At 39.8% G+C, this 23,406-nt stretch carries 22 protein-coding genes; 14 read left to right on the forward strand and 8 right to left on the reverse strand.

Going from position 1 to position 23,406, the window contains the following annotated elements; all coding sequences use genetic code 11:
• The first annotated feature begins 232 nt into the window (after positions 1–232).
• The 3 genes from AAW12_RS24575 to AAW12_RS24585 all read left to right on the forward strand — a co-directional run bounded on the left by AAW12_RS24575 (position 233) and on the right by AAW12_RS24585 (position 1,694).
• On the forward strand, positions 233–727 hold the full coding sequence (locus AAW12_RS24575) for a hypothetical protein (RefSeq protein ID WP_046676232.1): 495 nt from the start codon (positions 233–235) through the stop codon (positions 725–727).
• Between the two features lie 127 nt (positions 728–854).
• Entirely contained in the window at positions 855–1,157 is a 303-nt protein-coding gene (locus AAW12_RS24580; RefSeq protein WP_046676233.1) for an MGMT family protein, read from the forward strand.
• 9 nt (positions 1,158–1,166) lie between these two features.
• Positions 1,167–1,694 (forward strand): DUF1697 domain-containing protein, encoded by a 528-nt coding sequence (locus AAW12_RS24585; protein ID WP_046676234.1) that lies wholly within the window; start codon positions 1,167–1,169, stop codon positions 1,692–1,694.
• A gap of 101 nt (positions 1,695–1,795) precedes the next feature.
• Here the strand turns inward: AAW12_RS24585 and mgrA are convergent, their stop codons facing one another.
• Positions 1,796–2,827: an L-glyceraldehyde 3-phosphate reductase gene (gene mgrA / locus AAW12_RS24590; RefSeq protein ID WP_046676235.1), complete on the reverse strand. Its 1,032-nt coding sequence runs from the start codon at positions 2,825–2,827 to the stop codon at positions 1,796–1,798.
• Positions 2,828–3,046: 219 nt separating this feature from the next.
• On the opposite strand from mgrA, the gene AAW12_RS24595 reads away from it, so the two are divergent.
• Positions 3,047–3,688, forward strand: coding sequence for a peptidylprolyl isomerase (locus AAW12_RS24595; protein WP_046676236.1), 642 nt, complete (start codon positions 3,047–3,049; stop codon positions 3,686–3,688).
• Positions 3,689–3,739: 51 nt separating this feature from the next.
• On the opposite strand, the gene AAW12_RS24600 is transcribed toward AAW12_RS24595, so the two are convergent.
• The 4 genes from AAW12_RS24600 to AAW12_RS24615 all read right to left on the reverse strand — a co-directional run bounded on the left by AAW12_RS24600 (position 3,740) and on the right by AAW12_RS24615 (position 7,766).
• Positions 3,740–4,375, reverse strand: a complete 636-nt coding sequence (locus AAW12_RS24600) for an HdeD family acid-resistance protein (protein WP_046676237.1) — start codon at positions 4,373–4,375, stop codon at positions 3,740–3,742.
• Positions 4,376–4,482: 107 nt separating this feature from the next.
• Positions 4,483–5,823, reverse strand: coding sequence for a TolC family protein (locus AAW12_RS24605; RefSeq protein ID WP_053003989.1), 1,341 nt, complete (start codon positions 5,821–5,823; stop codon positions 4,483–4,485).
• Positions 5,824–5,907: 84 nt separating this feature from the next.
• Complete coding sequence (locus tag AAW12_RS25935; protein WP_053003990.1) at positions 5,908–6,756, reverse strand: helix-turn-helix domain-containing protein; 849 nt, start codon at positions 6,754–6,756, stop codon at positions 5,908–5,910.
• A 170-nt stretch (positions 6,757–6,926) separates the two neighbouring features.
• Positions 6,927–7,766, reverse strand: a complete 840-nt coding sequence (locus AAW12_RS24615) for an aldo/keto reductase (protein WP_046676238.1) — start codon at positions 7,764–7,766, stop codon at positions 6,927–6,929.
• Between the two features lie 273 nt (positions 7,767–8,039).
• Here AAW12_RS24615 and AAW12_RS24620 point away from each other — a divergent pair, with 273 nt between their 5' ends.
• Positions 8,040–10,259, forward strand: coding sequence for an NADP-dependent isocitrate dehydrogenase (locus AAW12_RS24620; RefSeq protein WP_046676239.1), 2,220 nt, complete (start codon positions 8,040–8,042; stop codon positions 10,257–10,259).
• Positions 10,260–10,340: 81 nt separating this feature from the next.
• On the opposite strand, the gene AAW12_RS24625 is transcribed toward AAW12_RS24620, so the two are convergent.
• Positions 10,341–11,294, reverse strand: coding sequence for a glycoside hydrolase family 43 protein (locus tag AAW12_RS24625; RefSeq protein WP_156167768.1), 954 nt, complete (start codon positions 11,292–11,294; stop codon positions 10,341–10,343).
• Positions 11,295–11,547: 253 nt separating this feature from the next.
• Positions 11,548–12,441, reverse strand: coding sequence for a DUF4377 domain-containing protein (locus AAW12_RS25940; RefSeq protein ID WP_053003991.1), 894 nt, complete (start codon positions 12,439–12,441; stop codon positions 11,548–11,550).
• Between the two features lie 39 nt (positions 12,442–12,480).
• On the opposite strand from AAW12_RS25940, the gene AAW12_RS24635 reads away from it, so the two are divergent.
• From AAW12_RS24635 to AAW12_RS24650, 4 genes are all read left to right on the forward strand, one after another.
• Positions 12,481–13,380: a hypothetical protein gene (locus AAW12_RS24635; protein WP_046676240.1), complete on the forward strand. Its 900-nt coding sequence runs from the start codon at positions 12,481–12,483 to the stop codon at positions 13,378–13,380.
• Positions 13,367–14,293, forward strand: a complete 927-nt coding sequence (locus tag AAW12_RS24640; protein WP_316933112.1) for an alpha/beta hydrolase family protein — start codon at positions 13,367–13,369, stop codon at positions 14,291–14,293. Before AAW12_RS24635 ends, AAW12_RS24640 begins: the two co-directional genes overlap by 14 nt.
• A 136-nt stretch (positions 14,294–14,429) precedes the next feature.
• Entirely contained in the window at positions 14,430–16,754 is a 2,325-nt protein-coding gene (locus tag AAW12_RS24645) for a TonB-dependent receptor domain-containing protein (protein WP_046676241.1), read from the forward strand.
• Between the two features lie 6 nt (positions 16,755–16,760).
• Positions 16,761–17,558 (forward strand): DUF4249 family protein, encoded by a 798-nt coding sequence (locus AAW12_RS24650; RefSeq protein WP_046676242.1) that lies wholly within the window; start codon positions 16,761–16,763, stop codon positions 17,556–17,558.
• Here the strand turns inward: AAW12_RS24650 and AAW12_RS24655 are convergent.
• Entirely contained in the window at positions 17,555–18,106 is a 552-nt protein-coding gene (locus AAW12_RS24655; RefSeq protein WP_410528176.1) for a polysaccharide deacetylase family protein, read from the reverse strand. The genes AAW12_RS24650 and AAW12_RS24655 overlap by 4 nt on opposite strands.
• Positions 18,107–18,220: 114 nt before the next feature.
• Here AAW12_RS24655 and AAW12_RS24660 point away from each other — a divergent pair, with 114 nt between their 5' ends.
• The 5 genes from AAW12_RS24660 (at position 18,221) to ispE (ending at position 23,356) form a co-directional block, all read left to right on the forward strand.
• A complete protein-coding gene (locus AAW12_RS24660) occupies positions 18,221–19,600 on the forward strand; it encodes a TolC family protein (RefSeq protein WP_197084173.1) in 1,380 nt (459 codons plus the stop codon).
• A gap of 22 nt (positions 19,601–19,622) precedes the next feature.
• On the forward strand, positions 19,623–20,927 hold the full coding sequence (locus AAW12_RS24665) for an efflux RND transporter periplasmic adaptor subunit (RefSeq protein ID WP_046676244.1): 1,305 nt from the start codon (positions 19,623–19,625) through the stop codon (positions 20,925–20,927).
• 106 nt (positions 20,928–21,033) lie between these two features.
• Positions 21,034–21,996: a helix-hairpin-helix domain-containing protein gene (locus AAW12_RS25945; protein ID WP_053003993.1), complete on the forward strand. Its 963-nt coding sequence runs from the start codon at positions 21,034–21,036 to the stop codon at positions 21,994–21,996.
• Positions 21,983–22,510: an adenine phosphoribosyltransferase gene (locus AAW12_RS24675; protein WP_046676245.1), complete on the forward strand. Its 528-nt coding sequence runs from the start codon at positions 21,983–21,985 to the stop codon at positions 22,508–22,510. Before AAW12_RS25945 ends, AAW12_RS24675 begins: the two co-directional genes overlap by 14 nt.
• A 30-nt stretch (positions 22,511–22,540) precedes the next feature.
• A complete protein-coding gene (ispE, locus tag AAW12_RS24680) occupies positions 22,541–23,356 on the forward strand; it encodes a 4-(cytidine 5'-diphospho)-2-C-methyl-D-erythritol kinase (RefSeq protein WP_046676246.1) in 816 nt (271 codons plus the stop codon).
• Positions 23,357–23,406: the final 50 nt, after the last annotated feature.

Genomic DNA, 23,406 nt, shown 5'->3' on the forward strand with positions numbered 1-23,406 from the left:
TAGTCTGGCAAGGCTGGTCATGGCGATAGTTGCGGCTTTGCTTATTGGTGGGTTTTACGCTGAGAGTATATTTCGAGGGATCGATTTGATACGTAAGGAATATAGCGATTGGGAGCACGAAATCCTAATAACTTTTGTAAATTAGGAAAGCAGCAAAAGACGTTGTCTGTTGACAACAGATAACGCTTTTTTTGTTTGATTATTTACTTATTAACGTTTAAAGGAACAAGATATGGGCGGAAAATTGATCCTACAGTTCTCACTTTTGGTCGGACAGCTATTCTTAGGAGAAAGCTGTACCCATAACTCACATCGGGTGACGGCAGAAAATACTAAAAATGAGATTACAGCAGTGTCAATTTCTATGGTTGGCGGATTTACAGTAACACCTTCAAAAGGCTATACGATGAAGATAACAAGAGATAGTATTTATTGTCTGTTTTCTGCAATTGATACAGCGCAGAGTACCCTAAAATCATATGTCAACACAGAAGATAAATGGAACTTGTTATTGGATAAAATTGATTTGGAAAAATTTATTGCCGCTAAAGAAGAGGAATCGCGTCAGCCATACGACGGAATAGATATAAAAATAAGCATTACAACAAAAATGGGGCAATATGTAAAACTGAATGCTGACGATAACCCTAGCTGGAATCGTGTATATAGACAATTGGAAGAATATTTTCCCCCACAATCATACGGAAACAAAAAGTTAGATAAGTGAATCTATTAAAGACCGTACCGCTTATAATAGCTTTTTGTAACTTAGATTGCTTTCCATTTTTTGCTGTGGAAAAGGGAAAGAAAATTTTTTGACATAAATAAACACCATAAATAAAATATAAATTAACATGGATGAGCAATTCAAACAGCAGATATATGAGTTGGCCAAACTGATTCCGAATGGTAGAGTGACGACCTATGGGTCGATAGCAAAAGCCTTGGGCTATCCAAATCATTCGCGACATGTCGGAAAGGCTATGGGAGGATGTCCCAGCGATGTACCCGCCCACCGTGTTGTTTCCAGTGGCGGCACGCTTGCAGTGCCTGAATTTCAAGAACGGCTTGAAGCCGAGGGGCTTGTTGTCAATAATTTACGGATCAAGGACTTTAGAAAGCTGTTTTGGGATCCGATGGACGAAATAATCGATTAATGTAATACTATGAAATACTGTGCTTTTCTACGCGGCGTCAATGTGAAGGGAACCAATATGAAGATGTCAGATGTCTGTCAGGTTTTTAAGGACGCCGGTGTAACGGACGTTACTTCGGTACTGGCTTCTGGAAATATTGTTTTTTCGTCGGACAAAGCGCCCGCCTCGCTCAAGCAGTTACTGGAGGATTCCATGTCGGCATATTTTTCTTATGAAGCTTTTTTGTTCATCCGATCACAGGAAGAAGTGGAATTGCTGCAGGCAAATATTCCTTTTGAAATACATACGGACTTCCATGTCTATGCTTTTGTAGGGACAACAGGTGTCGAAACAATACTGATGGATGAATTCAGCAATTCGACACATGTGCCGGGAGAGACGGGAGAAATTGTCGATACGGTCTTTTATTGGCGAGTACCCAAGGGCAATACCTTGGATTCCAGCTTCGGAAAGGTGTTGGGGAAAAAGAATCTAAAAGATAAGATGACAAGCCGGAATATCAACACCTTTGAAAAGATATTGAAAAAAATGGGTTAATTATCGGAATGAGCCCGGTATTATCCAGGCTCATTTTTAGTTTATGGAATTCAGCCATGCGCAAAGTAGTTACTTGGATGAAAACTTTTATGGCATTGATCTTAATCAATCTCAGCCGATTTAGCCCAGATATTAATATGGCCGTCTTTTGCATAAAGATCAATTTCGTGAACTTCTTCCGGGCTAAACGTCAGATTCTTCAGCGCACCCACGCAATCAATGACCTGTTGTGGTCTTGAGGCGCCAATTAGCGCCGATGTAACTTGCTTCTTGCGTAAAACCCATGCTATAGCCATTTGTGCCAGTGATTGCCCTCTACGCTGTGCAATTGCATGTAAGGCCTGGATGTTCTTTTGATTTTCTTCATTCAGAAATTTTGTCTGAAGTGATTTGGATTGCGCCGCACGGCTATTCTCGGGGATATGCTTTAAATATTTATCGGTGAGCATGCCCTGTGCCAAAGGAGAGAAGACGATAGAACCAATGCCTATCTCATCCAAGGTATCGAGCAAGCCATCGGTTTCTACCCATCTGTTTAGCATAGAATAGCTAGGCTGATGAATAATAAAAGGTGTGCCCAATGATTTCAGGATTGCATGGGCTTCTTTTGTGCGTTGCGAATTATAGGATGAAATACCGACATAAAGCGCTTTTCCGCTACGGACAAGCTGATCTAGCGCCAGCATGGTCTCCTCCAAGGGGGTATTGGGGTCGAAACGATGTGAATAGAAAATATCGACGTAATCGATACCCAGGCGTTTAAGTGATTGCTCACAGCTTGATATCACATATTTACGGCTTCCCCATTCTCCGTAAGGCCCGTCCCACATGTGATATCCCGCTTTTGATGAAATAATCATCTCATCGCGTAAACCGTAAAATTGTTCTTTTAATATTTGTCCGAAGGCCTTTTCGGCACTTCCGGCAGGCGGACCATAATTGTTTGCGAGATCGAAATGGGTAATTCCCAGGTCAAACGCTGTTGTGCAAATATCAACTTTCGTTTGATGGGCTGTGTCGTCACCGAAATTATGCCACATTCCCAATGAGATGGCAGGCAATAGAAGACCGGATTGACCACAACGATTATAGATCATATCTTGATATCGGTCTGGATTTGCTGTATACTGCATAGTCTTGAATAGTTTTAATCCAAACTAAGATAAATTTACGCTTATTTGCAAGTTTTAATTCCATACGATGGCTGTAATTTTTTAGTGCAGGAAAAGTTTTGGAAGTATCCTGTACAGATATTCTTCAAGCGCATTTGGAAAACTACCGCTCAATGTCTTTCAAAAATCGAAATTTAATGTATTTTTATATGAAATCTAAGAAACCGATTAATTCATACGATGAGGAAAATTCTAACCATCCTAAGCTTTGTTTTTATTGTATTGGGGAATTGTTATGCCCAATCAAAACATTTACTTTTCAAGACTGATTTTGGCGATTTTAAAGTTGTACTTTATGATTATACCCCCAATCATCGCGATTTGATGTTGCGATCTATTCGGGATACGGTCTATCAAGGAGCATTGTTTAATCGCATTATCGAAAATTTTGTTGTGCAGGGCGGAGAGCATGATATCGATATTGAAAAACGTGAGGCGGCAGATCCTCTTCATAGAAAACCGCGATTGGCGGCAGAGTTCGATGACCGGGCGTATCATAAAATAGGTGCCTTGGGTGCAGGACGGGATGGAAACCCCGCAAAAGCATCTTTTTTAAATCAGATCTATTTCGTGGTCGGAAAGAAAATCACGGTAGCAGAACTGGATAGTCTGGAATTGAAGAAAGGGATAAAATATACTGCAGCTCAACGTCAGGAGTACTTGGCTCGTGGCGGACAGCCAAGACTTGATCACGATTTTACCGTTTTTGGCGAGATTTATGAGGGATTAGAGGTGATCATGAAAATCAGTCGGGTAAAGACGGATAAACAAGATTTTCCACTTCATAATGTGCCTTTTAAGATTGTCGAAATAAGTAAATAAACTTAACAGTCGGAGCAATATTGATAAAAAAAGGGCAACTAAGCCCTTTTTTTATTTGCGGTGTTGATCAAATTCTTCTTTAAGCTTCTGATAACGCTCTTTCCACTCGTCTGGCAGCTTGCTCGGGATGTCTTTGAGACTTTTCAGCTGAAATGCAAAGACACAGGCTGCAAAGCCCACTGTACTTATGGCCATTCCGGTCCATATGACCAGCGAAAAACCTGCAAATAGCGGATTCCAAAGTAAGATAAAGCTGAAAATAATGCCTAAAATGGCAAATAATAAATTCCAGCCCCAAGATTTACTGCCGTAATTTTTGAGGTCAAAAGAAAAGGATAGCAACTGAAAGGATTTAAAGAGCGCATAAAAGCCTACAATAAACGCCAACGTGCTGGCTGAAAGCAACGGGTTGGCAATCAGTAATATGCCGAATAGGGTATAAAGAATCCCTCCGGTGAGGTACCAACCCCAACCGTCCACTTCATCTTTGTTCTGCACGGCAAAGATAATTTCCAAAATACCGGAAATAATAAATGACCATGAAAATAGAATCGCTAATGTGAGAAATGCGGCAACAGGTGTGTAAATGGTATAGAACCCCAAAAGAATTAATAGAATGCCGATAATCAATGGAATATACCAGTGCTTGATGGATGATCTGATCGTTTTAAAAAATGAATTTGCCATAATAATGAGTTAAGATAATGCAGTATTGCCGATAAAAAAGCCCCATTAATTACTTAATGAGGCCTTACATATATAAAACTGATTAAATTAGGCAAAAGGAAAATGTACTAGATCTTTCCAGTCTCTTTTAAAAGTTTGTAATATGCATACACAATATTGATTTCAGCATTTGTGTATTTCAATTCCGCTTCAAGTTTTGAGTTTGAAGCATCCATGATATCGACGATCAACGCCAATTGGTTCAAATACTTTTTCTCAATAATACGATAGTTCTCATCTGCAAGGGCTTTATTGTATTCCAGCGTCTTGCGTTGTGAGTAGGCCTCATTGTATTTAATGTATGCAGTATTAACAGCGACGCTGGTTTTTTGTTTCAGAGCACTTGTGTATTTTTCGTTCTTTTCAATTTGTAGATCATTTAGTTTAAGCTTTTTTCCTGTCGTGTAGAGTGAAGAAATCGTATAATTCAGGGAGATACCGGTATTCCAGGTATTCATATACTTGTCGATGACCGGCATCACATTGGTGATAGGTTTCACAAGACTGTTTCCCGCGAATAGGCTGAGGGCAGGGGATCGCTCTGATTTTGTAATAGCTTTTTCTGTCTGCAAAAGTTCGGCTTCCTTGGCCGCGAGCTGAAGGCCCGGGCTGAATACATACGCGTCTTGTTTTAAGCTCGCGAGGTCTGTCAGCTGAAAACTGCTGTTTAATAGTTTGTCATCCGGCTCAATTACTGTGCCCTCCGGTAGCCCTAATGCGACTATAAGCTCGTCATTCAGGATTTTCCGATTGTTCTGAATCACCTCTTTGGCTAACTCCAACTCGGATATTTGCAATTGGTTGCGGATAACATCATTTTTGGTGATCATGCCCTGTTTATATAATTTTTCCGTCAGGTCCAGTCTCTTGTGCGCAAGCTCAATATTTTGATTGTAGACAGCTTCTTGATTTTTCAGTTTAAATAGATCAAGGTAATAGCCTAAAACCAAAATTTTAATGTTCTGTTCTTCATTTTTATGGTCCAATTCAGCCAGTTCTTCGCCCAGCGAGGATGCTTTGATGCTATTTTTTACGACACCGCCCTTCCAGATAAGTTCTTTCGCTTCCAATGCATAGTTGTTACCGAAATGGGGTAAGGGGACTTTTTCCGACCCCGAAAGGTCTTTGTCGATCAACGCAGCGTTGCCGAGGTAAAAAGCCGATGCTGAAGCACTAATTTCGGGAAGCCTTCTTAATTTTGCAACTTCCGTTTTTTGTTGGGCGATACTTACGGCCGACGCCGAAACAATAAGATTTGGGTGGTTATGGATAGCAAGTTCGAACAGTTTTTCAATTGATATTTTTCGGCTGTTTATGCTGTCTTGACCGTATGTTTGATTGCAAAATAATGTAAAGAAGCATAACGTCAAGTAAAAACCTATTTTTCGGGCTCTTGACTTTGTATTCATGGTATTTAACTTTGTTTATATATGTGATACAAAGTTAGTATGCCCTGGGGTGACAAGAAATGTTTGATTACTGCTTTATGATGTTCAATTGGTAACAAGATTTGCCTGTTGTTCACGAAATAGCTTAGGTGTTATGCCGACATGTTTTTTGAAAAACTTGCTAAAAGCATATTGATCTGAAAAATTAAACTCTTGTGAGATCTGGTTGATTGTTTTGGTGGAAATGGTGAGCTGCGCTCTAGCTTCTGTGACTAGCCAGTTACTGATAATTTCCGAGGGCGATTCTTGTGTAATCTCCTTGACGCTGATCGAAAGGTATTTGATGGAGATGTGGAGGCGGTCGGCGTAGAATGCGAGATCGCGCTGCGTTTTGTAGTGATCGGCGATAAGCTGTAAAAAATGGACGGTAATTTCTTCCTTTCTCTTGTTGCGTGCCTTTCCGGAGCTTTCACCAGCGGTATAGATCACATCGGCCAAAAGGTAGATAATCGCCATAAAAATATTGATATTGGCTTTTTGGAGGAAATCCTTCTTCGGATCGATTGGTTTTTTACGGTTGCTATGTAAAGTGGTTAACAATGTCCAAATAGCTTCAAAATCGTTGGCGGCAGGAGTAAAGGGTGTGGAGCGGTTGGAATTAATTAATCGATAAGCATCGTACCGACTGATTGACAAGCGTATTCGGTTGGAAAAATTCCGGTCATAATGGAGTATTTTAAAAACAGCATTGGTACTGATTGTCGTAAAGCTATAGTACTTATTGTATCCGATAAACAGGATGTTACCGGCTTGAAGGTCGGTGGGCGTACCATTGCTATTGACCTGCATAGAGCCTCTATACAGCAGTATACAAGTCGTCCATAAGGGGTGATAGTAGTAGTCTTCTCCCTTCGCAGGAAATTCCGATTGATCTATAAGTTCTATTTCATTCATTTTTTCAATGAAAAGGTACGGAATATTTTAGGCAACTTGGTCACTACGGTAGTAAAATATGTTAAATGTATTCAGGAAACGAGAATCAGTTTCTTTGGTACTGGAAGCTCAACAATATAAGATTGGAGGAGCAGCCCAAGAGCGACTCCATCAATCCTATATTATCGCCTTTAAAAAGCAACTTTTTTAGGGTCAGAACCAGAAAAGCCCATTTCAGGTAAATCGAGGATAGTTTTGATATCGCTTGCTGTCAGCTCAAAATCGTCGATCGCTAAATTTCTTTTAATATTATCGGGATTGGTTGATTTTGGCAGCGGCAAGATACCCTGAGATAAAGCAAATTTGATACAGAGTTGTCCAACACTAGTATTCTTTTCCTTAGCCAGCGCAACGAGTGTTTCATCCTGTAATATTCTGCCCGAACCCAGGGGTGACCAAGCCTGAACAAGGATGTCATTGGATTGGCAGAGTGCCACAGTATCTTGCTGAAGGTAACCCGGATGAAATTCAATTTGGTTCACTGCAGGGATGATTGTCGCTGACTCCAGTAATTTGGCGAGGTAGTCTTTGGGGAAATTACTCACGCCGATCGCTCTAACTTTCCCCTCTTTGTACAGCTGCTCAAAAGCCCGCCAGGTATCGGCGTTGATGTCAGACCAGTTTGCAAATTGCGTTTCGTTGGCAGGCCAATGAATCAGGTAAAGATCGAGGTAATCCAATTGTAGATCGCTGAGTGATTTTTCGAATGCAGCAATTGTCTTATCGTATCCACGCTCGGTATTCCAGAGTTTTGTTGTGATAAATAGCGAATTACGATCGATACCACTGTCTTTTATCGCTTTTCCAACACTCTTTTCGTTGCCATATATGGCCGCAGTATCAATATGTGTATATCCAGCGGCAAGTGCTTCTTTAACTGCCTGATAAGCTTCGTCGCCCTCAGGAATTTGCCAGGTTCCAAATCCAATTGCCGGAATTTCAACTCCATTGTTCAATTTGAATGTTTTCATTGTAAGTCGTGTTTTTATGTTGAGCTAAAATAGGATTTCGCCTGTAGTATCTGGTCACTGAAATGTCAAGAGGAAATACTTTTGGGTAGAGGAGGGGCGACTTATTCTGTATTGCCAAAATATATTTATTTTCACAATTTTATTGTCAAAAGGGGTGCAATTCCTCGTTAATTATGGCATTTATTCTTATCTTTAGGCGAATTTTTGAGAAATTCAGATTTTTCAATGATTTCACATAGCATTAAAAATTAAACATATTTCTAATAGATTACTATGTCAAACAAATCAAAAATTGTTTGGACAAAAACAGATGAAGCTCCTTTATTAGCGACTTATTCGTTTTTGCCTATCGTTCAAGCGATTACAGCTACAGCTGATATCGATGTTGAATTGAGAGATATCTCTTTAGCAGGCCGTATTCTTGCTAGCTTTCCAGAATTTTTAAAAGAAGATCAAAAAATTGCTGATGCATTGGCTGAGTTGGGTCAGTTGGCAACAACTCCTGAAGCAAACATCATTAAATTACCGAATATCTCCGCGTCGATTCCGCAGTTAAAAGGTGCTATCGCTGAATTACAGCAAGCAGGCTACGCTGTTCCAAACTATCCTGATGAAGCGACAACAGAAGAGGAAAAGTCAGCTAAAGCGAAATATGCCAAAGTATTGGGTTCTGCGGTAAATCCTGTATTACGTGAAGGAAATTCAGATCGTCGTGCGCCTAAAGCGGTGAAGAACTATGCAAAAGCAAACCCACATAAAATGGGTGCTTGGGCGAAAGATTCTAAAACAAAGGTTGCTTCAATGACTTCAGGTGATTTCTATGGCTCAGAGCAGTCTGTAACCGTAGAAAATGAAGGCCAATTTAAAATTGAGTTTGTTGATGAGCAAGGTGCAGTAACAGAATTAAAAGGACTTTCGCCATTGAAAGCGGGTGAAGTTATTGATTCTTCAACGTTGAGTTTAACAGCATTGAAAGCTTTTGTAGCAGATGCTATCGCTGAAGCGAAAGCGGCAGGTGTATTGTTGTCTGCACATTTAAAGGCAACAATGATGAAAGTTTCTGATCCGATTATCTTTGGTGCTGTTGTTGAAACTTATTTTGCAGATGTTTTTGCGCAATATGGCGATTTATTCAAAGAGCTGGGTATCAATAAAAATAACGGCTTAGGTGAGGTTTATGCTAAAATAGCAGGCCATGCGAAAGAGGCTGAAGTGAAAGCTGCTATCGACGCTGCTATCGCAAACGGCCCTGCTTTAGCGATGGTAAATTCGGATAAAGGCATTACAAATTTCCACGTGCCTTCTGATGTTATTATTGACGCTTCTATGCCAGCAATGATCCGTATTGGTGGTAAAATGTGGAATAAAGACGGTCAAGAAGAAGATACTATCGCGATGGTTCCTGATCGTTGTTACGCTGGCGTTTACGAAGCAACAATTGAAGACTGTAAGGAGCATGGTGCCTTAGATCCTAAAACCATGGGTTCTGTGCCAAACGTAGGTTTGATGGCGCAAAAAGCTGAGGAATACGGATCCCATGATAAAACTTTTCAAGCTGCAGGAAACGGCGTTATTCGCGTGGTGGATGCTGCAGGAAATGTCTTCATGGAGCAAAAAGTGGAGACAGGTGATATCTTCCGTATGTGTCAAACGAAAGATGCACCAATTCAAGATTGGGTGAAATTGGCTGTGAATCGTGCTCGTTTATCTGAAACTCCAGCTATATTCTGGTTAGATGAAAACCGTGCACATGATAGAGAAATCATCAAAAAAGTAGAAAAATACCTGCCAAACTTTGATACAACTGGTTTGGATATTCGTATTTTATCTCCGATTGATGCGACGAAATTCTCTTTGGAACGTATTCGTAAGGGCGAAGATACCATTTCAGTAACTGGTAACGTGTTGCGTGATTATTTGACGGATTTATTCCCGATCTTAGAAGTGGGTACATCAGCTAAAATGTTGTCTATTGTTCCATTGATGAATGGTGGTGGTTTATTTGAAACAGGTGCTGGTGGTTCGGCTCCGAAACACGTAGAACAATTCCTTCAAGAGGGTTACTTGCGTTGGGATTCATTGGGTGAATTCTTGGCGCTTGGTGCTTCTTTGGAACACTTGTCTCAAACACAGAATAATCCAAAAGCGCTTGTATTGGCGGAGACCTTGGATGAAGCAACAGAAAAATTCTTAGCGAACGATAAATCTCCGGCACGTCGAGTTGGTCAGATTGATAATCGCGGATCACATTTCTATTTGACACTATACTGGACTCAGGCTTTGGCGGCACAGACAAAAGATGCTGAATTGGCAGAGAAATTTGCAACTGTTGCAACGGTGTTGACAGATAATGAAGCGAAAATCAATGAAGAACTGATCGCTGCACAGGGGCATGCACAAAACATCGGCGGTTACTATTTCCCGAATGATGAATTAGCAGCTAAGGCAATGCGTCCATCTGAAACATTAAATAATGCAATTTCTAGCATTTAAGCGGTAATTGTTTTCATAAAAAAAGAAGCCCAGTTCGATTGATCTGGGCTTTTTTTGTTGTTTACAAAAACGAGTATTTTGCTATTTTAATGGATATTTTACACCTGTAAAGGTCATCTTAACAGGTATGATATGTCCATTTTTGTCAAATTTCATTTCCTCGACACAGGTGACGCGCTCATTGGCTCCATCTTTGCCAAGCGGTCTACGGTGGTAGACGATAAAATACTTGTCTTTGTTGGGCACTTTGATGACTGAATGATGTCCGGCGCCAACAGCGACTTCCGGATCTCGTTCTAATATTGTCCCGATGCGCTCAAAAGGCCCAAATGGTGAATCGGCGATGGCATAAGCGACTTTGTAGTCGGGGCCTGTCCAGCCGCCTTCCGACCACATGAAATAATATTTTCCATCTTTTATAAACATAAATGGTCCTTCAACGTAATCTTTAGGGGTGATTTCTTTGTAAAAGCTACCATCATCAAAAGGGAGCAAGCCGGTGAAATCTGGCTTGAGCTTCACCATATTGCAATGCTTCCAACCGCCGTAATACATATAGAAAGTTCCGTCTTTATCTTTAAAAACAAACTGATCTATCGGTTGAGCGCCATTGATAATATCGTTGATTAAGGGTTTGCCCAATAGGTCGCTATAGGGACCTTCTGGCTTGTCGGCCACAGCCACCCCGATGCCTCCGATCTCGCCTTGATGTACATCATTGGCACCAAAAAATAGGTAATATTTGCCTTTGTTTTCCAATACCGCTGGTGCCCACATAGCTTTTTTCGCCCATTTGACATTGCTGTTTTCCAAGATGCGGCTGTGTTTTGTCCAGGTGGCCAAGTCGGAAGATGAAAACGCGTCGAAGAATATCTGCTCTTCATAAGGTGCCGAATAGGTCGGGAATATCCAGTATTTATTGCCATAGATAATACCTTCAGGATCGGCATAGTTTCCCTTGATGACAGGGTTCTTCTGGGCAAAAAGTGTCGCGGTTAAAAGTAAGGCTGTTGATGTTAAAAATGTTTTAATCATTGTATCGGTTTAAACCTGTAAGATACAGGATAAATATGGATCGGGATGAGTCAAAATGAATCATTTTTATGCTCATTTATCTCATTATTTTTTGAAATGTTAAAATTTTGTTAAAATATTATTGTGCTTTCGATTGTTTCCGATTTATTTCACATATTTGTTTATGTCATTTCCAAATGGCATAAATACTTTTCATAAAATAGGTTAATAATATGGCTAAGATACCCAAAGTCTCCCAGACTTTGGGTGTTTTTTATTCCCGCTCCAACCCAAAAATCATGACTAGTTTTCTGTCGTTGTATAAATTTAAGGTTTGCTCGGCTATGTCAAATTGAATTTGTTTTTGTTCAAAAATTTGGAAAAAGTCATTTTCGATATTTTGGCCATTGCAGGCACGCATGGTGCTTGCTAGGTGTATAAAGCTGATTTTGTCCCCTTTAATAGTGAAATTTCCCCAAAGATTGTTGCATCCTGTTGTTCCGGTAATCGTGCCATTTCGGGCATCGAACCCAATGCTTGCTTTGCTGTCGGTGACATCCTTTCCATTTAACTGAAGTAAATTCCATTTAAAACGAGCCAGAAATGCGGCCACACTGGGCAGTTCATTTGTACGTTCTTTTGAGACAACTTCAATTAAGCTGTACCTGATGGTGTCTGTATTTTTTTGTTTCGTTTGTTTTACCCGAATGCGGTAACGGTAGCCCTCTTGGTAATCGAAACCCTGAATGGTTGCAGTGAGGTATTCCCATTTATTTTTTTTATCAGATTTTATCTGCAGACACTTCAATTTACCAAGGTTCTGAGCATTTACGTAGTTTTCTCCAACTTCCCATGTGTCCACGGCCGTCTCTTCCGATAATGATTTTGTGATCGTTTTGGCTAAGCTGTATGTTGGACGCGAACCGTTTTGACGTTTGAGGATCTTGATGTCATATTCAAATTTGGGATCATAATCAAATTGGCGTATCTCGGTATTGAATTTCTCCCAATCTTTGCTGTTGTAGTACTTGACAAGATAGGGGGGTGTTTGTCGAAGACCTGATTTTACTTTTACACGAAATGAAGAATTCTGCGCGAGTAGGCTGTGACAAGGAAATAAGAGTTTTAAAAGAAGGAGTAATGAACTGTATGTGGAAAGCTTCTTCATAATTGGAATGTAAATATCAATAAAAACGTATCTTTAAACATGAATATTGCACGATTGAATCTGTGCCTGCTGTTTACATTTTCTCTGTTAAGTTTGCAGGTGTACAGCCAAAATAGGAAGGATTATTTTAAAACGCAAATTGCTCTTGGGGAACTGACTGATCCACAATTGAAGGAAGTGTCGGGTATTACACCGGCATATCAGGAGGGTAATTTTTGGGTACACAATGATAGTGGTGACGGTGCAACTATTTATTTAATTGATCGTCAGGCCAAACTACTGAAAAAATTTTCACTTGAAGGGGTCTCTGTCGTCGACTGTGAGGATATCGATCGGGTGAAAATTGGAGATACCTATTTTCTCGTCCTCGCGGACATCGGAAACAACGCCGGGAAAAGAACCTGGACATGCCTGTATGTATTTCCTGAGCCTCAGGCCGATGATCCTGGGCTTATTTCGAAGAAGTCCATTCGGGCTATCTTTCTTAAATTTCCTGGCCAGCAACGGTTAGATGCCGAATCGATTATGATTGATCCAATTGACAACATGTTGTATGTTATATCTAAACGTGAATTTCGATCGACTGTTTATAGTGCCGCTGTATTTACAAATGTTAAACAGCAATATTTTACCTTAAATAGGATAGCAGAGCTGCCATTTACTTTTGCTACGGCTTCTGCTATAGATCAGACAGGTACACAACTGCTTGTAAAGAATATTACCCATATTTTCTATTGGCAGAGAAACCGAAGTGAATCCTGGAAGCAGGTATTGCAACGAAAGCCAGCTATTCTGCCTTATCAGGTAGAGCCACAGGGGGAAGCAATAGCTTTCGATAGCAATGGAACTGGATTTTATACAATTAGCGAGCGTCCATTTGGTTTAAAATCCTATCTTTATTTCTTTGAAAGAAATCAATACATTTATGATAAACACTAGACCTATTTTCAGTTATTCGATGCATAATTCTCATCAAACCGATCCTATCAAAAGCGGCCTATTTTGTTTGGCCGGTATTAGACAGCTGTTAATTGCATTCACTTTATTTTTATGCACCCTCACGAACTCCTATGCTGCCAAAGTGGATACCCTGTCCATTCAGAGCCCGTCTATGGGTAAAGCAATTAAGACAGTCGTAATTCTTCCGCAAAATTACTCGAGCAAAATCAATTATCCCGTCCTTTACCTATTGCATGGATATTCTGGTAATTATAGCAATTGGGTTAAAAATTCAAGTGTAAGCGCATTGGCAGATCAGTATGGTTATATGGTGGTTTGTCCCGATGGCGGTTTTGGAAGCTGGTATTGGGACATCGCGAACGATAAAAACTACCAATATGAAACCTTTGTGTCCAAAGAGCTGATCGATTATGTAGATCAGCATTATTCAACGATCAAAGATCGGAGCGGAAGGGCTATTACGGGTTTAAGTATGGGTGGGCATGGCGCGCTCTCGCTGGCCATAAAACATCAAGATAGCTATGGCGCTGCAGGAAGTACAGCCGGTGGGGTAGATTTTAGACCTTTCCCCCTAAATTGGGAAATTAAAGATCGCATAGGGAATTATGCTGATGTACCGCAAGAATGGGATAATCGTGTTGTTATGAATATGGTTCCCAAATTAATCAATAATAAACTTCGCTTAATCATCGATTGTGGTAAGGAAGATTTTTTCTACACGGTGAATGTTGCGCTGCATGATAAATTGATGTACCATAATATAAATCATACCTTTGTTACAAGTGAAGGTGGGCACAATTGGGAGTACTGGTCTCGGTCAATTGTTTATCAAATGGCTTTTTTTAAGGGATATTTTGATCAAGCGAAGAAAAGTGAAAAGAAAAATGGATAAATATTTGGCATAAATGAATAAAATGCTATTTTTGTTAAACAGAGACCTTAACTAACAAATTATAAACTTATTATTAAGCCTTACAAATTGTAAGGCTTTTTTATTATTTTCAGCAAAATTTTGACTTCACTTGATTATGTTTAAACCTATAAAGGTTGTTTTTTGTCTTTCTTCCATTTTGTTCTGCGCGCAGCAAGCGTATAGTCAACAGTCTAAATCTATTTCGGGGTTTGTTAGGGACAGTATCAGCGGTGAGAATATTATTGGTGCCGTGATACGAAACGATGCGGAGAAAAAATCCACTGCGTCAAATAAATATGGTTTTTTTAGCTTGTCTGTCCGTGATGGCAGCAAAGGGATAGAAGTATCGTCGGTAGGCTATCGAACAAAAGGATTTTCTGTCCATTTGGATAAGGACTCCACTTATATTATTCAGTTGGTACCTGAGGAAAATCAGCTCGCCGAGGTGACGGTGACCGGAAATAGGCGCAAATCAATAAAGGATCTAACGCCTGGGCTTACGCAGTTTAGCCCTAAAGAAATCGAAAAAGTCCCTGTACTATTTGGAGAAAAGGATATTCTCAAGACCATACAGCTATTTCCAGGAGTAACCAGTGGTGGGGAAGGAAGCAGCAATTTTTATGTGCGTGGTGGTGGTGGCGACCAAAACCTGATTTTGCTGGATGAGGCTCCTGTCTATAACAGTTCCCATCTGTTCGGTTTTTTCTCGACCTTTAATTCCGATGCGATCAAAGACGTGAATTTCTACAAGGGTGGGGTTCCGGCTCAATATGGGGGTAAAATTTCGTCGGTTATGGAAATAACCACCTTGGACGGAAACAATCAGCATTTCAACGTAGAAGGTGGCTTGGGACTTATCGCCTCGCGTCTTAAATTGGAAGGACCTATTCAAAAAGGCAAGAGCTCATTTATGATCTCCGGCAGACGTACCTATGCCGATCTTTTCTTAAAGCTTTCAAGTGATGAGAATATTAAGAAGAGTGCGCTCTTTTTTTATGACCTCAATGCAAAGTTAAATTATCGTATCAATGATAAGAATACACTTTACTTGTCTGGATATTTCGGTAAGGATGCAATGGCTTATCATGATCTGTTTGATTTCAATTGGGGAAATGCGACTGGAACCATGCGTTGGAACCATGTCTGGAGCAATAGGTTGTTTAGCAATACAACGTTAATTTTTAGTAAATTCAATTATCAGGTTAAGATTGAGGATGATAATAACTTTAAGATCCGCTCAGATATCTTTAATTACAATTTTAAACAAGATTTTCAGTACAATCTTTCGGACCGTCACAATCTAAAATTTGGATTGCAGGCAGCCCTGCAGGAAATCCGACCGGCAAGTATCGAAGCGGGGGAAGATTCGAAGGTGAATTCATTGCAAATTCAACATCGTAAGGGTGCTGATGTTGCTGCATATCTAACCGATGACTGGTCTGTTACCGACCGTTTAAAATTAAACTATGGACTGAGAGCATCCGCTTACGCAGCATTGGGACCGGGAACATTTTATACTTTCGATCCTGCTGGCGAGGCCGTGGATTCTACCTATGTAGGAAATGGCAAGTTGGGTAAAAAGTACGTCTATCTGGAGCCTCGCGTTTCCTTAAACTACGCGATCAATGATTTGACAACGGTAAAGGCTTCGTTTAATACCAATGTTCAGTATTTGCATCAACTGAGTAATACGACCAGCAGTCTTCCTACCGATCAATATGTATTGAGCAATAATACAATTAAGCCGCAGTTATCCAATCAGTATTCGCTGGGCTACTTTCGAAATTTTGCATCTAATAGGTACGAATTTTCAGTCGAAGGTTATTATCGGGACTTAAAGAACCAGATTGATTATAGGAATGGTGCCGATCTACAGGCAAATGAATTACTGGAAGGGGAATTGCTGTTTGGGAAAGGTAGGGCATACGGAATTGAATGGTTTCTAAAAAAGAGACTTGGGCGATTTAGCGGCTGGTTGAGTTATACTTTGTCCAAAAGTGAGCGGCAATTTGAACAAATCAATGATGGTGCGTGGTTTAGTGCACGGCAGGACAAAACCCATAATATAGCCATCGTAGCGCAGTATCAGTTAAATCCGAAGTGGAATTTAAGTGCCAATTTTGTCTACTATACAGGAGATGCTGTAACGATGCCCGCGGGGAAATATTTTGTTGACGATCGTACGATCTTCTATTACGATAAAAGAAATGGGCAGCGGATGCCTGCTTATCACCGCCTGGATTTGGCAGCAACTTATGATATTAAGCGAACAAAGAATAGCTACTCGAGCTTGTCGTTTGGTCTCTATAATGCCTATAACCGAAAAAATGCGTATTTGATAGACTTTAGAGAAAAAGAAGGACAATCCAATGTAACCGAGATTTATCGGATAGCATTATTTGGGGCGATACCATCGATTACGTGGAATTTTAAATTTTAGCAAAGAATGAAGAAGATATTAGGAGTTATAGCTGTTGCATTATTTACTTTAGGGAGCTGCGAAGACAAAATAGATTTGGAACTGCCCGAAAATACAGGTCAATTGGTTATCACCGCAGATTTGATGGTTTCGGATCAACAACATGAGATTAGTATACAGCAGGTTGTAAGTATTAAAGACTCGCTGTTTTCTCCGATAACAGATGCAGAGGTGATCGTTAAGAATATGCAAAATAATCGCACTTATACGTTTCAAGCGGGGGCTGACGGGCTGTATACCAATAAGACATTACACTTACAGGAGAAGGCCACTTATCAGTTACAGGTAAAGACCGCTGATGGGAGGGAGATTCAAGGGGTATCAAAGGTTCCCAGCTATGTGGATGTGGATTCTATAGGGCTTTCACAGCGCATTATTTTTACTGATACCATTTACTATCCAACTCTCGTATTTGTTGACCCCCCGGAAAAAGGTAATTATTATAAGTATAAGATGTCGGTGAATGGAGGTAAATTACGTTTTATCGATGTCTTTAATGATAAGTATAACAATGGCTTAGAGGTGCAGCATGATATTGTCGACCGCGATAGAGATTTGAAAGTTGGTGATCGTGTGCGTATCCTACGTCAATGTATCGATGTAGGCGCCTACAATTACTGGAATAGTTTTCAAATGATTAATCCTGGTTCGGCTTCGCCATCTAATCCGATTTCAAATTTAAGCAACAATGCATTGGGGTATTTCAGTGTCAGTGTAGGTAAATATTATGAATCTGAGGTGACGTTTGCTAGAAGTAAACCTTAATCTATTCTCGAAAGCTGATAGTTATTTTTTAATAGAAATTCTATTGTTTTAGGGAGAACATATTCGACACGGGGAATGGCTTTGATATTATCATGAAAAATAATAACAGAGCCATTTTTAATATTGGGCAAAACGTTTTCGAGGCATTTCTGGGGACTTAAATTCGGATCAAAATCACCCGACATAATATCCCACATGATCACACGGTATTTTTTATAGAGTTGACGGAGTTGGGATTTTGTTGCTCGGGCATAAGGCGGGCGAAAAAGGTCGGTATGGGTCAGTTCCTGGCATTTTGCAACATTTGCCAAATACTGCTCATCATTTGTCTCCCAGCCTTTGAGGTGATTGTAAGTATGGTTGCCCACCTGATGTCCTTCCGCTAAAATTCGTTGAAACAAATGTGGATTTTTTTTAATATTTTCACCAACACAAAAAAATGTTGCCTTCACCTGATATTTTTTTAGGATATCGAGTATAAAAGGTGTAATTTCAGGAATTGGACCATCGTCAAAAGTAAGATAGACTTTTTTTTCATGACGTGGCATGTTCCATATTGATTTGGGATATAGCCATCTAAGGAAAAATGGAGATTTGACAAAATACATAACCGATAAATGAAGTTCAAATCTAAAAAAAAATGTATGGTTCTACATATGGACATGAAAAGATTTTATTATTCTGCAGTAGTATTTACTGGGTTATTTCTTGGAACTAATGTTTTGGTTCAAGCCCAACAGGTTGTGGGGGTGGCCGAGGCCATTCGTATGACATTGGAACGGAACGTACAGATAAAGCAAGCGGCCCTGAACAAAGATCTTGCTGAGCAGGACCTGTTTCAGGCAAAAAGTAATTTGTTGCCAAACCTCAGTGCTACTGTGGATCAAAGTTTCCGTTATGGTTTTGGTTTCGATTTAACTTCTGGACGAATCGTTAATAACACTTGGACAAAAGGAACCAGTGGCTCCGTGGGATCTAGTGTCAACTTATTTCAGGGTTTTCAGCAGGTCAATCAGATCAAAGCGAATAAATTGCAACTGGAGTCCACAGCGACTCAGGTAGATAAGATCAAGAATGATCTCGTGCTCAATGTGTTGGTGAATTATTTGGAAGCAATTACCAATCATGAGATGATGGTTGCCAGTGAAGATCAGATTGCTTTATCAAAGCAACAATTTTCTTTAGACTCCATCCAATTTGCAGTTGGTAATAAAACAATTGCCGATCTTGCCAAATCAAAAAATCAGGTTGCCACAAATGAGCTGAATAAAGTTAATCTAAAAAATTCATACGAAATGTCTTTGTTAACCTTGAAGCAGTTGATGGAAATGCCTCCTGAAACCGTTATTTCTTTGGAACGCCCGAGTCTGGAAGCCATATTGGTTTATGCAGTGGATAAGAATGCCGTGGATGTTTACCAAAAAGCGCTCACCTTACAGCCCGATATTCACAAATCTGCATTGGATAAAGAGGTGGCTTTGAAACAAATCGATATCGCGAAGGGAGGCTATTATCCCACGCTTAATCTGAATGTGAGCTATGGAACGAATTACTCCTCCGCAACGACAAGACAAACCGATCCCTTAGATCCTACAACTCTTTTTAGAGTGCCGTTTGGCCAACAAATCTCCGATAATAAGTCCTTTTTTACCGGTTTATCACTGGCCATTCCAATTTTTTCGAGAAATCAGAATAAAGTGAATGTGGCGAAGGCAAAGATTGGTTTGAAACAGGCGGAAGCATCCGAGCAGTTGGCAAAAAATAACTTAAACAAGGCCGTTAATCAGGCTGTATTGGATGTGAATGCGGCCAAACAACGCTATAGCTCGGCTACTGTAGCATTTGAAAGTGCTGAAACAGCATTTAAGGCAACAAAGGAGCGTTATGATATTGGTATGGCGAATTCACTGGAATTGTTTACAGCTCAAACAGAACGAAATAAGGCCGAATTTGACCTTATTCAAGCAAAATATAACGTAATATTCAGATCGAAGATCATCGATTATTACCTTGGAAATCCAATTCAATTCGATAACAATTAATCTATTTGAACTAACAAAAGAAATGGCAAAGAAAAAACGTAGCATTGGAAAAATTATACTGATCATCGTAGTGCTCTTGGTGGTCCTTGGCTTCATAGGTTTTAAAGCTGGCTGGTTTGGAAAGGGAGAGATTACTAAAGTCGCTGTGGATGTCGTAAAGGAGACTGATGTCGATGAATTAGTTTCTGCGAGTGGGAAGATTCAGCCTGAGGTGGAGGTTAAGTTGAGTTCGGAGGTATCTGGAGAGGTTGTTGAGCTTAACATTAAAGAAGGTGATTTTGTTAAAAAAGGACAGGTACTCTGTCGCATCAAACCAGATATTTTGCAGTCGGGTTATGATCGTTCGGTTGCGGCAATGAATTCACAGCGGGCCAATCTCGCAGCTGCACAACAGCAATTAAAACAACAAGAAGAAAACTTCAAAAATGTTGCAGCTACCTATAAACGGAATCAGGAGCTTTTCGAAAAACGTGTTATTTCTGCTTCAGAAATGGATAAAAGTTCTGCCGAATATTTTGCTGCACAGGCTTCTATCCAAGCACAAAGGGAAACGGTACGTTCGACAAAATATGGCATTGACCAATCACAAGCGTCAGTAAAAGAAGCACAGGATAATTTGAATCGGACGACAATCTACGCGCCCTCAGATGGTATCATCTCGCTCTTGTCTATCGAAAAGGGTGAACGTGTAGTTGGAACGGCTCAGATGGCGGGTACAGAAATTATGCGTATAGCCAACATGAGCTCGATGGAGGTTAATGTCGATGTAAATGAAAATGATATTAATAATGTAAGGGTAGGGAATCAAGCTGAGATCGAAGTCGATGCTTTTAAGGATAGGAAGTTTAAAGGTGTTGTGACGGAAATTGCTAGCTCGTCTAAAAATATAGCAACAACAACGACGACGACATCATCGACAGATCAGGTAACAAATTTTAATGTAAAAGTTCGAATCAGTGCAGAATCGTATCAGGACTTGATGAAAGAGAATGTGGCATCGCCATTTAAGCCGGGACTTTCAGCAACCGTACAGATATTTACAAAACATGATAAAGGGCTGGTGGTTCCGATTCAATCGGTAACTGTGCGTTCTGATGATAAAGATTCTACCAATACAAATAAGAAAGTAGATGAGTATGTATTTGTCCTAAAAGATAAAACTGTTAAGCAAGTGTTGGTAAAGACCGGTATTCAGGATGATAAAAATATCATCGTTACCTCAGGGCTGAAAAAAGGGGATGAAGTGGTCTCTCGGCCATTTGATGCTATTTCAAAAACTTTAAAGGATGGTAGCCAAGTTGAAAAAGTGGATAAGTCGAAATTATAAATCTCTTTGTAGATAATAATTAATAAAAAGGGAATTGTTTTTAATAATTCCCTTTTTATTTTCCTTATAATTTATTAAATTTAGATATTCCAACTATTAGCGGCTTATGAAGAGGCTATTGGCTTATTTTAAATTTAATAAAACAGAACAAAATGGGTTTTTCATTATTTTGGTAATCATTATGCTGTTTGTGACGATCTATGCTTTGATTAAAAGCAATACGCGCGATCCAATTCCCAATCAGGCCAAATTATTTGAACAATCCTTTCATGACTCTCTTGAGGTCTCTGGTCCGGTAAACAAACAGGAGGTCGAGGCAACCTATTCGACTAAAGACAAAAGCGTGGGGGCAATATCTGAACATTCGGTTTTGGAAGAGACCAAACTATTCTATTTTGATCCAAACAATTTACCACACGCTGATTGGCATAAGTTGGGGCTTTCTGATAAACAGATTACGGTCGTGAAAAACTATGAAAAAAAAGGTGGAAGGTTTAGAGTAAAAACCGATCTGAAGAAAATTTACTCGATCAATGGCCGACTTTACAACAGATTAGAGCCCTACATTCAAATCAAAACAATGCCTGATTCAGCGCGAACAAAACAACAAAATAAAGCGCCTTTGCTTTACGATAAGTTTGAAAGAAATAAAGCCGAGCTTATCGATATTAATACCTGTGATACGACAGCATTAATCAGTCTTAAAGGGATAGGTTCGGTTCTATCCAAACGCATTTTGAAATATAAAGAGGTTCTTGGTGGGTTCTACCGCATAGAACAATTAAAGGAGGTTTATGGAGTTACAGCCGAGACCTATGACCAGATTAAAGACTATATTGTTGTAGCCAATTTAGATGGAATCAAAAAAATCAATATTAATAAGCTTGATGCAAATTCATTGGCCAAACATCCGTATCTTAGCCCTAAAGATGCGAAACTAATCGTCAATTATAGGGATCAGCATGGAAGTTATGTCAATATTGAGGACTTGACAAAAATAGGAACACTTTCAGATCTTGCGATTGCGAAGATTGCGCCTTATTTAATATTTGAGAATGATTCAAGATAAATTGAAACTGGAAATCCGGGATATTGTGGATTTTCCTAAACCTGGTATTGTCTTTAAAGACATTACCCCTTTGTTGAAAGATGCGGCATTGTGTAGCGAAATGGTTGATGCGATTATTGATCAATTGCAAGGCATAGAGATAGATGCTATTGCTGGAATTGAGAGTCGGGGTTTTCTATTTGGATTTTTACTTGCCAATAGGCTGGGCTTGCCTTTTATTCCAATCCGAAAACAAGGTAAATTGCCTTTTAAAACCGTATCTGAATCCTATGCACTGGAATACGGCCAGGCAACCATTGAAATCCATGAAGATGCTTTTGAAAAAGGAAGCCGTATATTGGTTCACGACGACCTTTTAGCGACAGGGGGTACCGTCGTTGCCGCCAGTAAACTTATTGAACGACTTGGTGGGGAGATTGTCGCCTACAGTTTTATTATCTCTTTGGATTTCCTTAAAGCGAAAGGACGGTTATCTAGGTTCAGTGATAATATCTTTTCATTGGTAAGTTATTAATTTTGAAATATACGATTTAGAGCAATTCACATGATACTTTTTGCAAACGCTAAACTAAATATTGGGCTGCAAGTCATTGCCAAGCGTACGGATGGTTATCATGAACTGAATAGCGTTTTCTATCCACTTCCGATTTACGATATTATCGAATTATTGGAAACGACTGCTGCGGAGACAACACTAAACATTCAAGGGGAACGTATCCCAGGGAATCTCCATGATAACCTTTGTATAAGAGCCTTTGAATTGTTGAAAAAAGATTATGGCATTCCACCCGTTTCCATTGATTTGATCAAACAAATTCCGATTGGAGCAGGATTAGGCGGCGGTTCTGCGGACGCGTCTTTTGTTTTGAAAGGACTCAATACGCTCTTTCAATTGAATCTTACTGAAGAGCAGCTGGCGGGATACGCCGAAAAGCTAGGTGCCGATTGTCCTTTTTTTATCGCAAATAATCCTGTTTTTGCAACAGGTATTGGGACAGATTTTAAAGACTTAGATCTAAATCTGGATGGCTACCATCTTGTGGTAATTATGCCTAATATTCATATTTCTACGGCTGAAGCTTTTGCTGCTGTGCAACCTAAGGCACCCGAAGTTAGTTTGGAAGAAGCGATTCGTTTGCCTATCCAAGAGTGGAAATTTCATATTCGAAATGATTTTGAGGATGGTATTTTCGAAAGTTATCCCTTGTTGAAAGAAATCAAAGAAACTTTATACCAAAAAGGAGCAATTTACGCATCTATGTCGGGGTCCGGAGCAGCCATTTATGGTATATTTTGGGAAAAGACGGATTTAAGCGAGCTTGCAAAATATGGCAGGATCTATTATCCGACCAAGCTTTAGATGTAATATCGACTACTGAGAAAAAGGTGTTATGTATAGCTGTTCGAACA

Source organism: Sphingobacterium sp. Ag1 (assembly GCF_000988325.1).
Classification (GTDB): domain Bacteria; phylum Bacteroidota; class Bacteroidia; order Sphingobacteriales; family Sphingobacteriaceae; genus Sphingobacterium.

Coding starts and splice junctions, on each gene's coding strand:
- AAW12_RS24575 (WP_046676232.1), top strand. CDS start 233: ATGGGCGGAAAATTGATCCTACAGTTCTCACTTTTGGTCGGACAGCTA.
- AAW12_RS24580 (WP_046676233.1), top strand. CDS start 855: ATGGATGAGCAATTCAAACAGCAGATATATGAGTTGGCCAAACTGATT.
- AAW12_RS24585 (WP_046676234.1), top strand. CDS start 1,167: ATGAAATACTGTGCTTTTCTACGCGGCGTCAATGTGAAGGGAACCAAT.
- mgrA (WP_046676235.1), bottom strand. CDS start 2,827: ATGCAGTATACAGCAAATCCAGACCGATATCAAGATATGATCTATAAT.
- AAW12_RS24595 (WP_046676236.1), top strand. CDS start 3,047: ATGAGGAAAATTCTAACCATCCTAAGCTTTGTTTTTATTGTATTGGGG.
- AAW12_RS24600 (WP_046676237.1), bottom strand. CDS start 4,375: ATGGCAAATTCATTTTTTAAAACGATCAGATCATCCATCAAGCACTGG.
- AAW12_RS24605 (WP_053003989.1), bottom strand. CDS start 5,823: ATGAATACAAAGTCAAGAGCCCGAAAAATAGGTTTTTACTTGACGTTA.
- AAW12_RS25935 (WP_053003990.1), bottom strand. CDS start 6,756: ATGAATGAAATAGAACTTATAGATCAATCGGAATTTCCTGCGAAGGGA.
- AAW12_RS24615 (WP_046676238.1), bottom strand. CDS start 7,766: ATGAAAACATTCAAATTGAACAATGGAGTTGAAATTCCGGCAATTGGA.
- AAW12_RS24620 (WP_046676239.1), top strand. CDS start 8,040: ATGTCAAACAAATCAAAAATTGTTTGGACAAAAACAGATGAAGCTCCT.
- AAW12_RS24625 (WP_156167768.1), bottom strand. CDS start 11,294: ATGATTAAAACATTTTTAACATCAACAGCCTTACTTTTAACCGCGACA.
- AAW12_RS25940 (WP_053003991.1), bottom strand. CDS start 12,441: ATGAAGAAGCTTTCCACATACAGTTCATTACTCCTTCTTTTAAAACTC.
- AAW12_RS24635 (WP_046676240.1), top strand. CDS start 12,481: ATGAATATTGCACGATTGAATCTGTGCCTGCTGTTTACATTTTCTCTG.
- AAW12_RS24640 (WP_316933112.1), top strand. CDS start 13,367: ATGATAAACACTAGACCTATTTTCAGTTATTCGATGCATAATTCTCAT.
- AAW12_RS24645 (WP_046676241.1), top strand. CDS start 14,430: ATGTTTAAACCTATAAAGGTTGTTTTTTGTCTTTCTTCCATTTTGTTC.
- AAW12_RS24650 (WP_046676242.1), top strand. CDS start 16,761: ATGAAGAAGATATTAGGAGTTATAGCTGTTGCATTATTTACTTTAGGG.
- AAW12_RS24655 (WP_410528176.1), bottom strand. CDS start 18,106: ATGCCACGTCATGAAAAAAAAGTCTATCTTACTTTTGACGATGGTCCA.
- AAW12_RS24660 (WP_197084173.1), top strand. CDS start 18,221: ATGAAAAGATTTTATTATTCTGCAGTAGTATTTACTGGGTTATTTCTT.
- AAW12_RS24665 (WP_046676244.1), top strand. CDS start 19,623: ATGGCAAAGAAAAAACGTAGCATTGGAAAAATTATACTGATCATCGTA.
- AAW12_RS25945 (WP_053003993.1), top strand. CDS start 21,034: ATGAAGAGGCTATTGGCTTATTTTAAATTTAATAAAACAGAACAAAAT.
- AAW12_RS24675 (WP_046676245.1), top strand. CDS start 21,983: ATGATTCAAGATAAATTGAAACTGGAAATCCGGGATATTGTGGATTTT.
- ispE (WP_046676246.1), top strand. CDS start 22,541: ATGATACTTTTTGCAAACGCTAAACTAAATATTGGGCTGCAAGTCATT.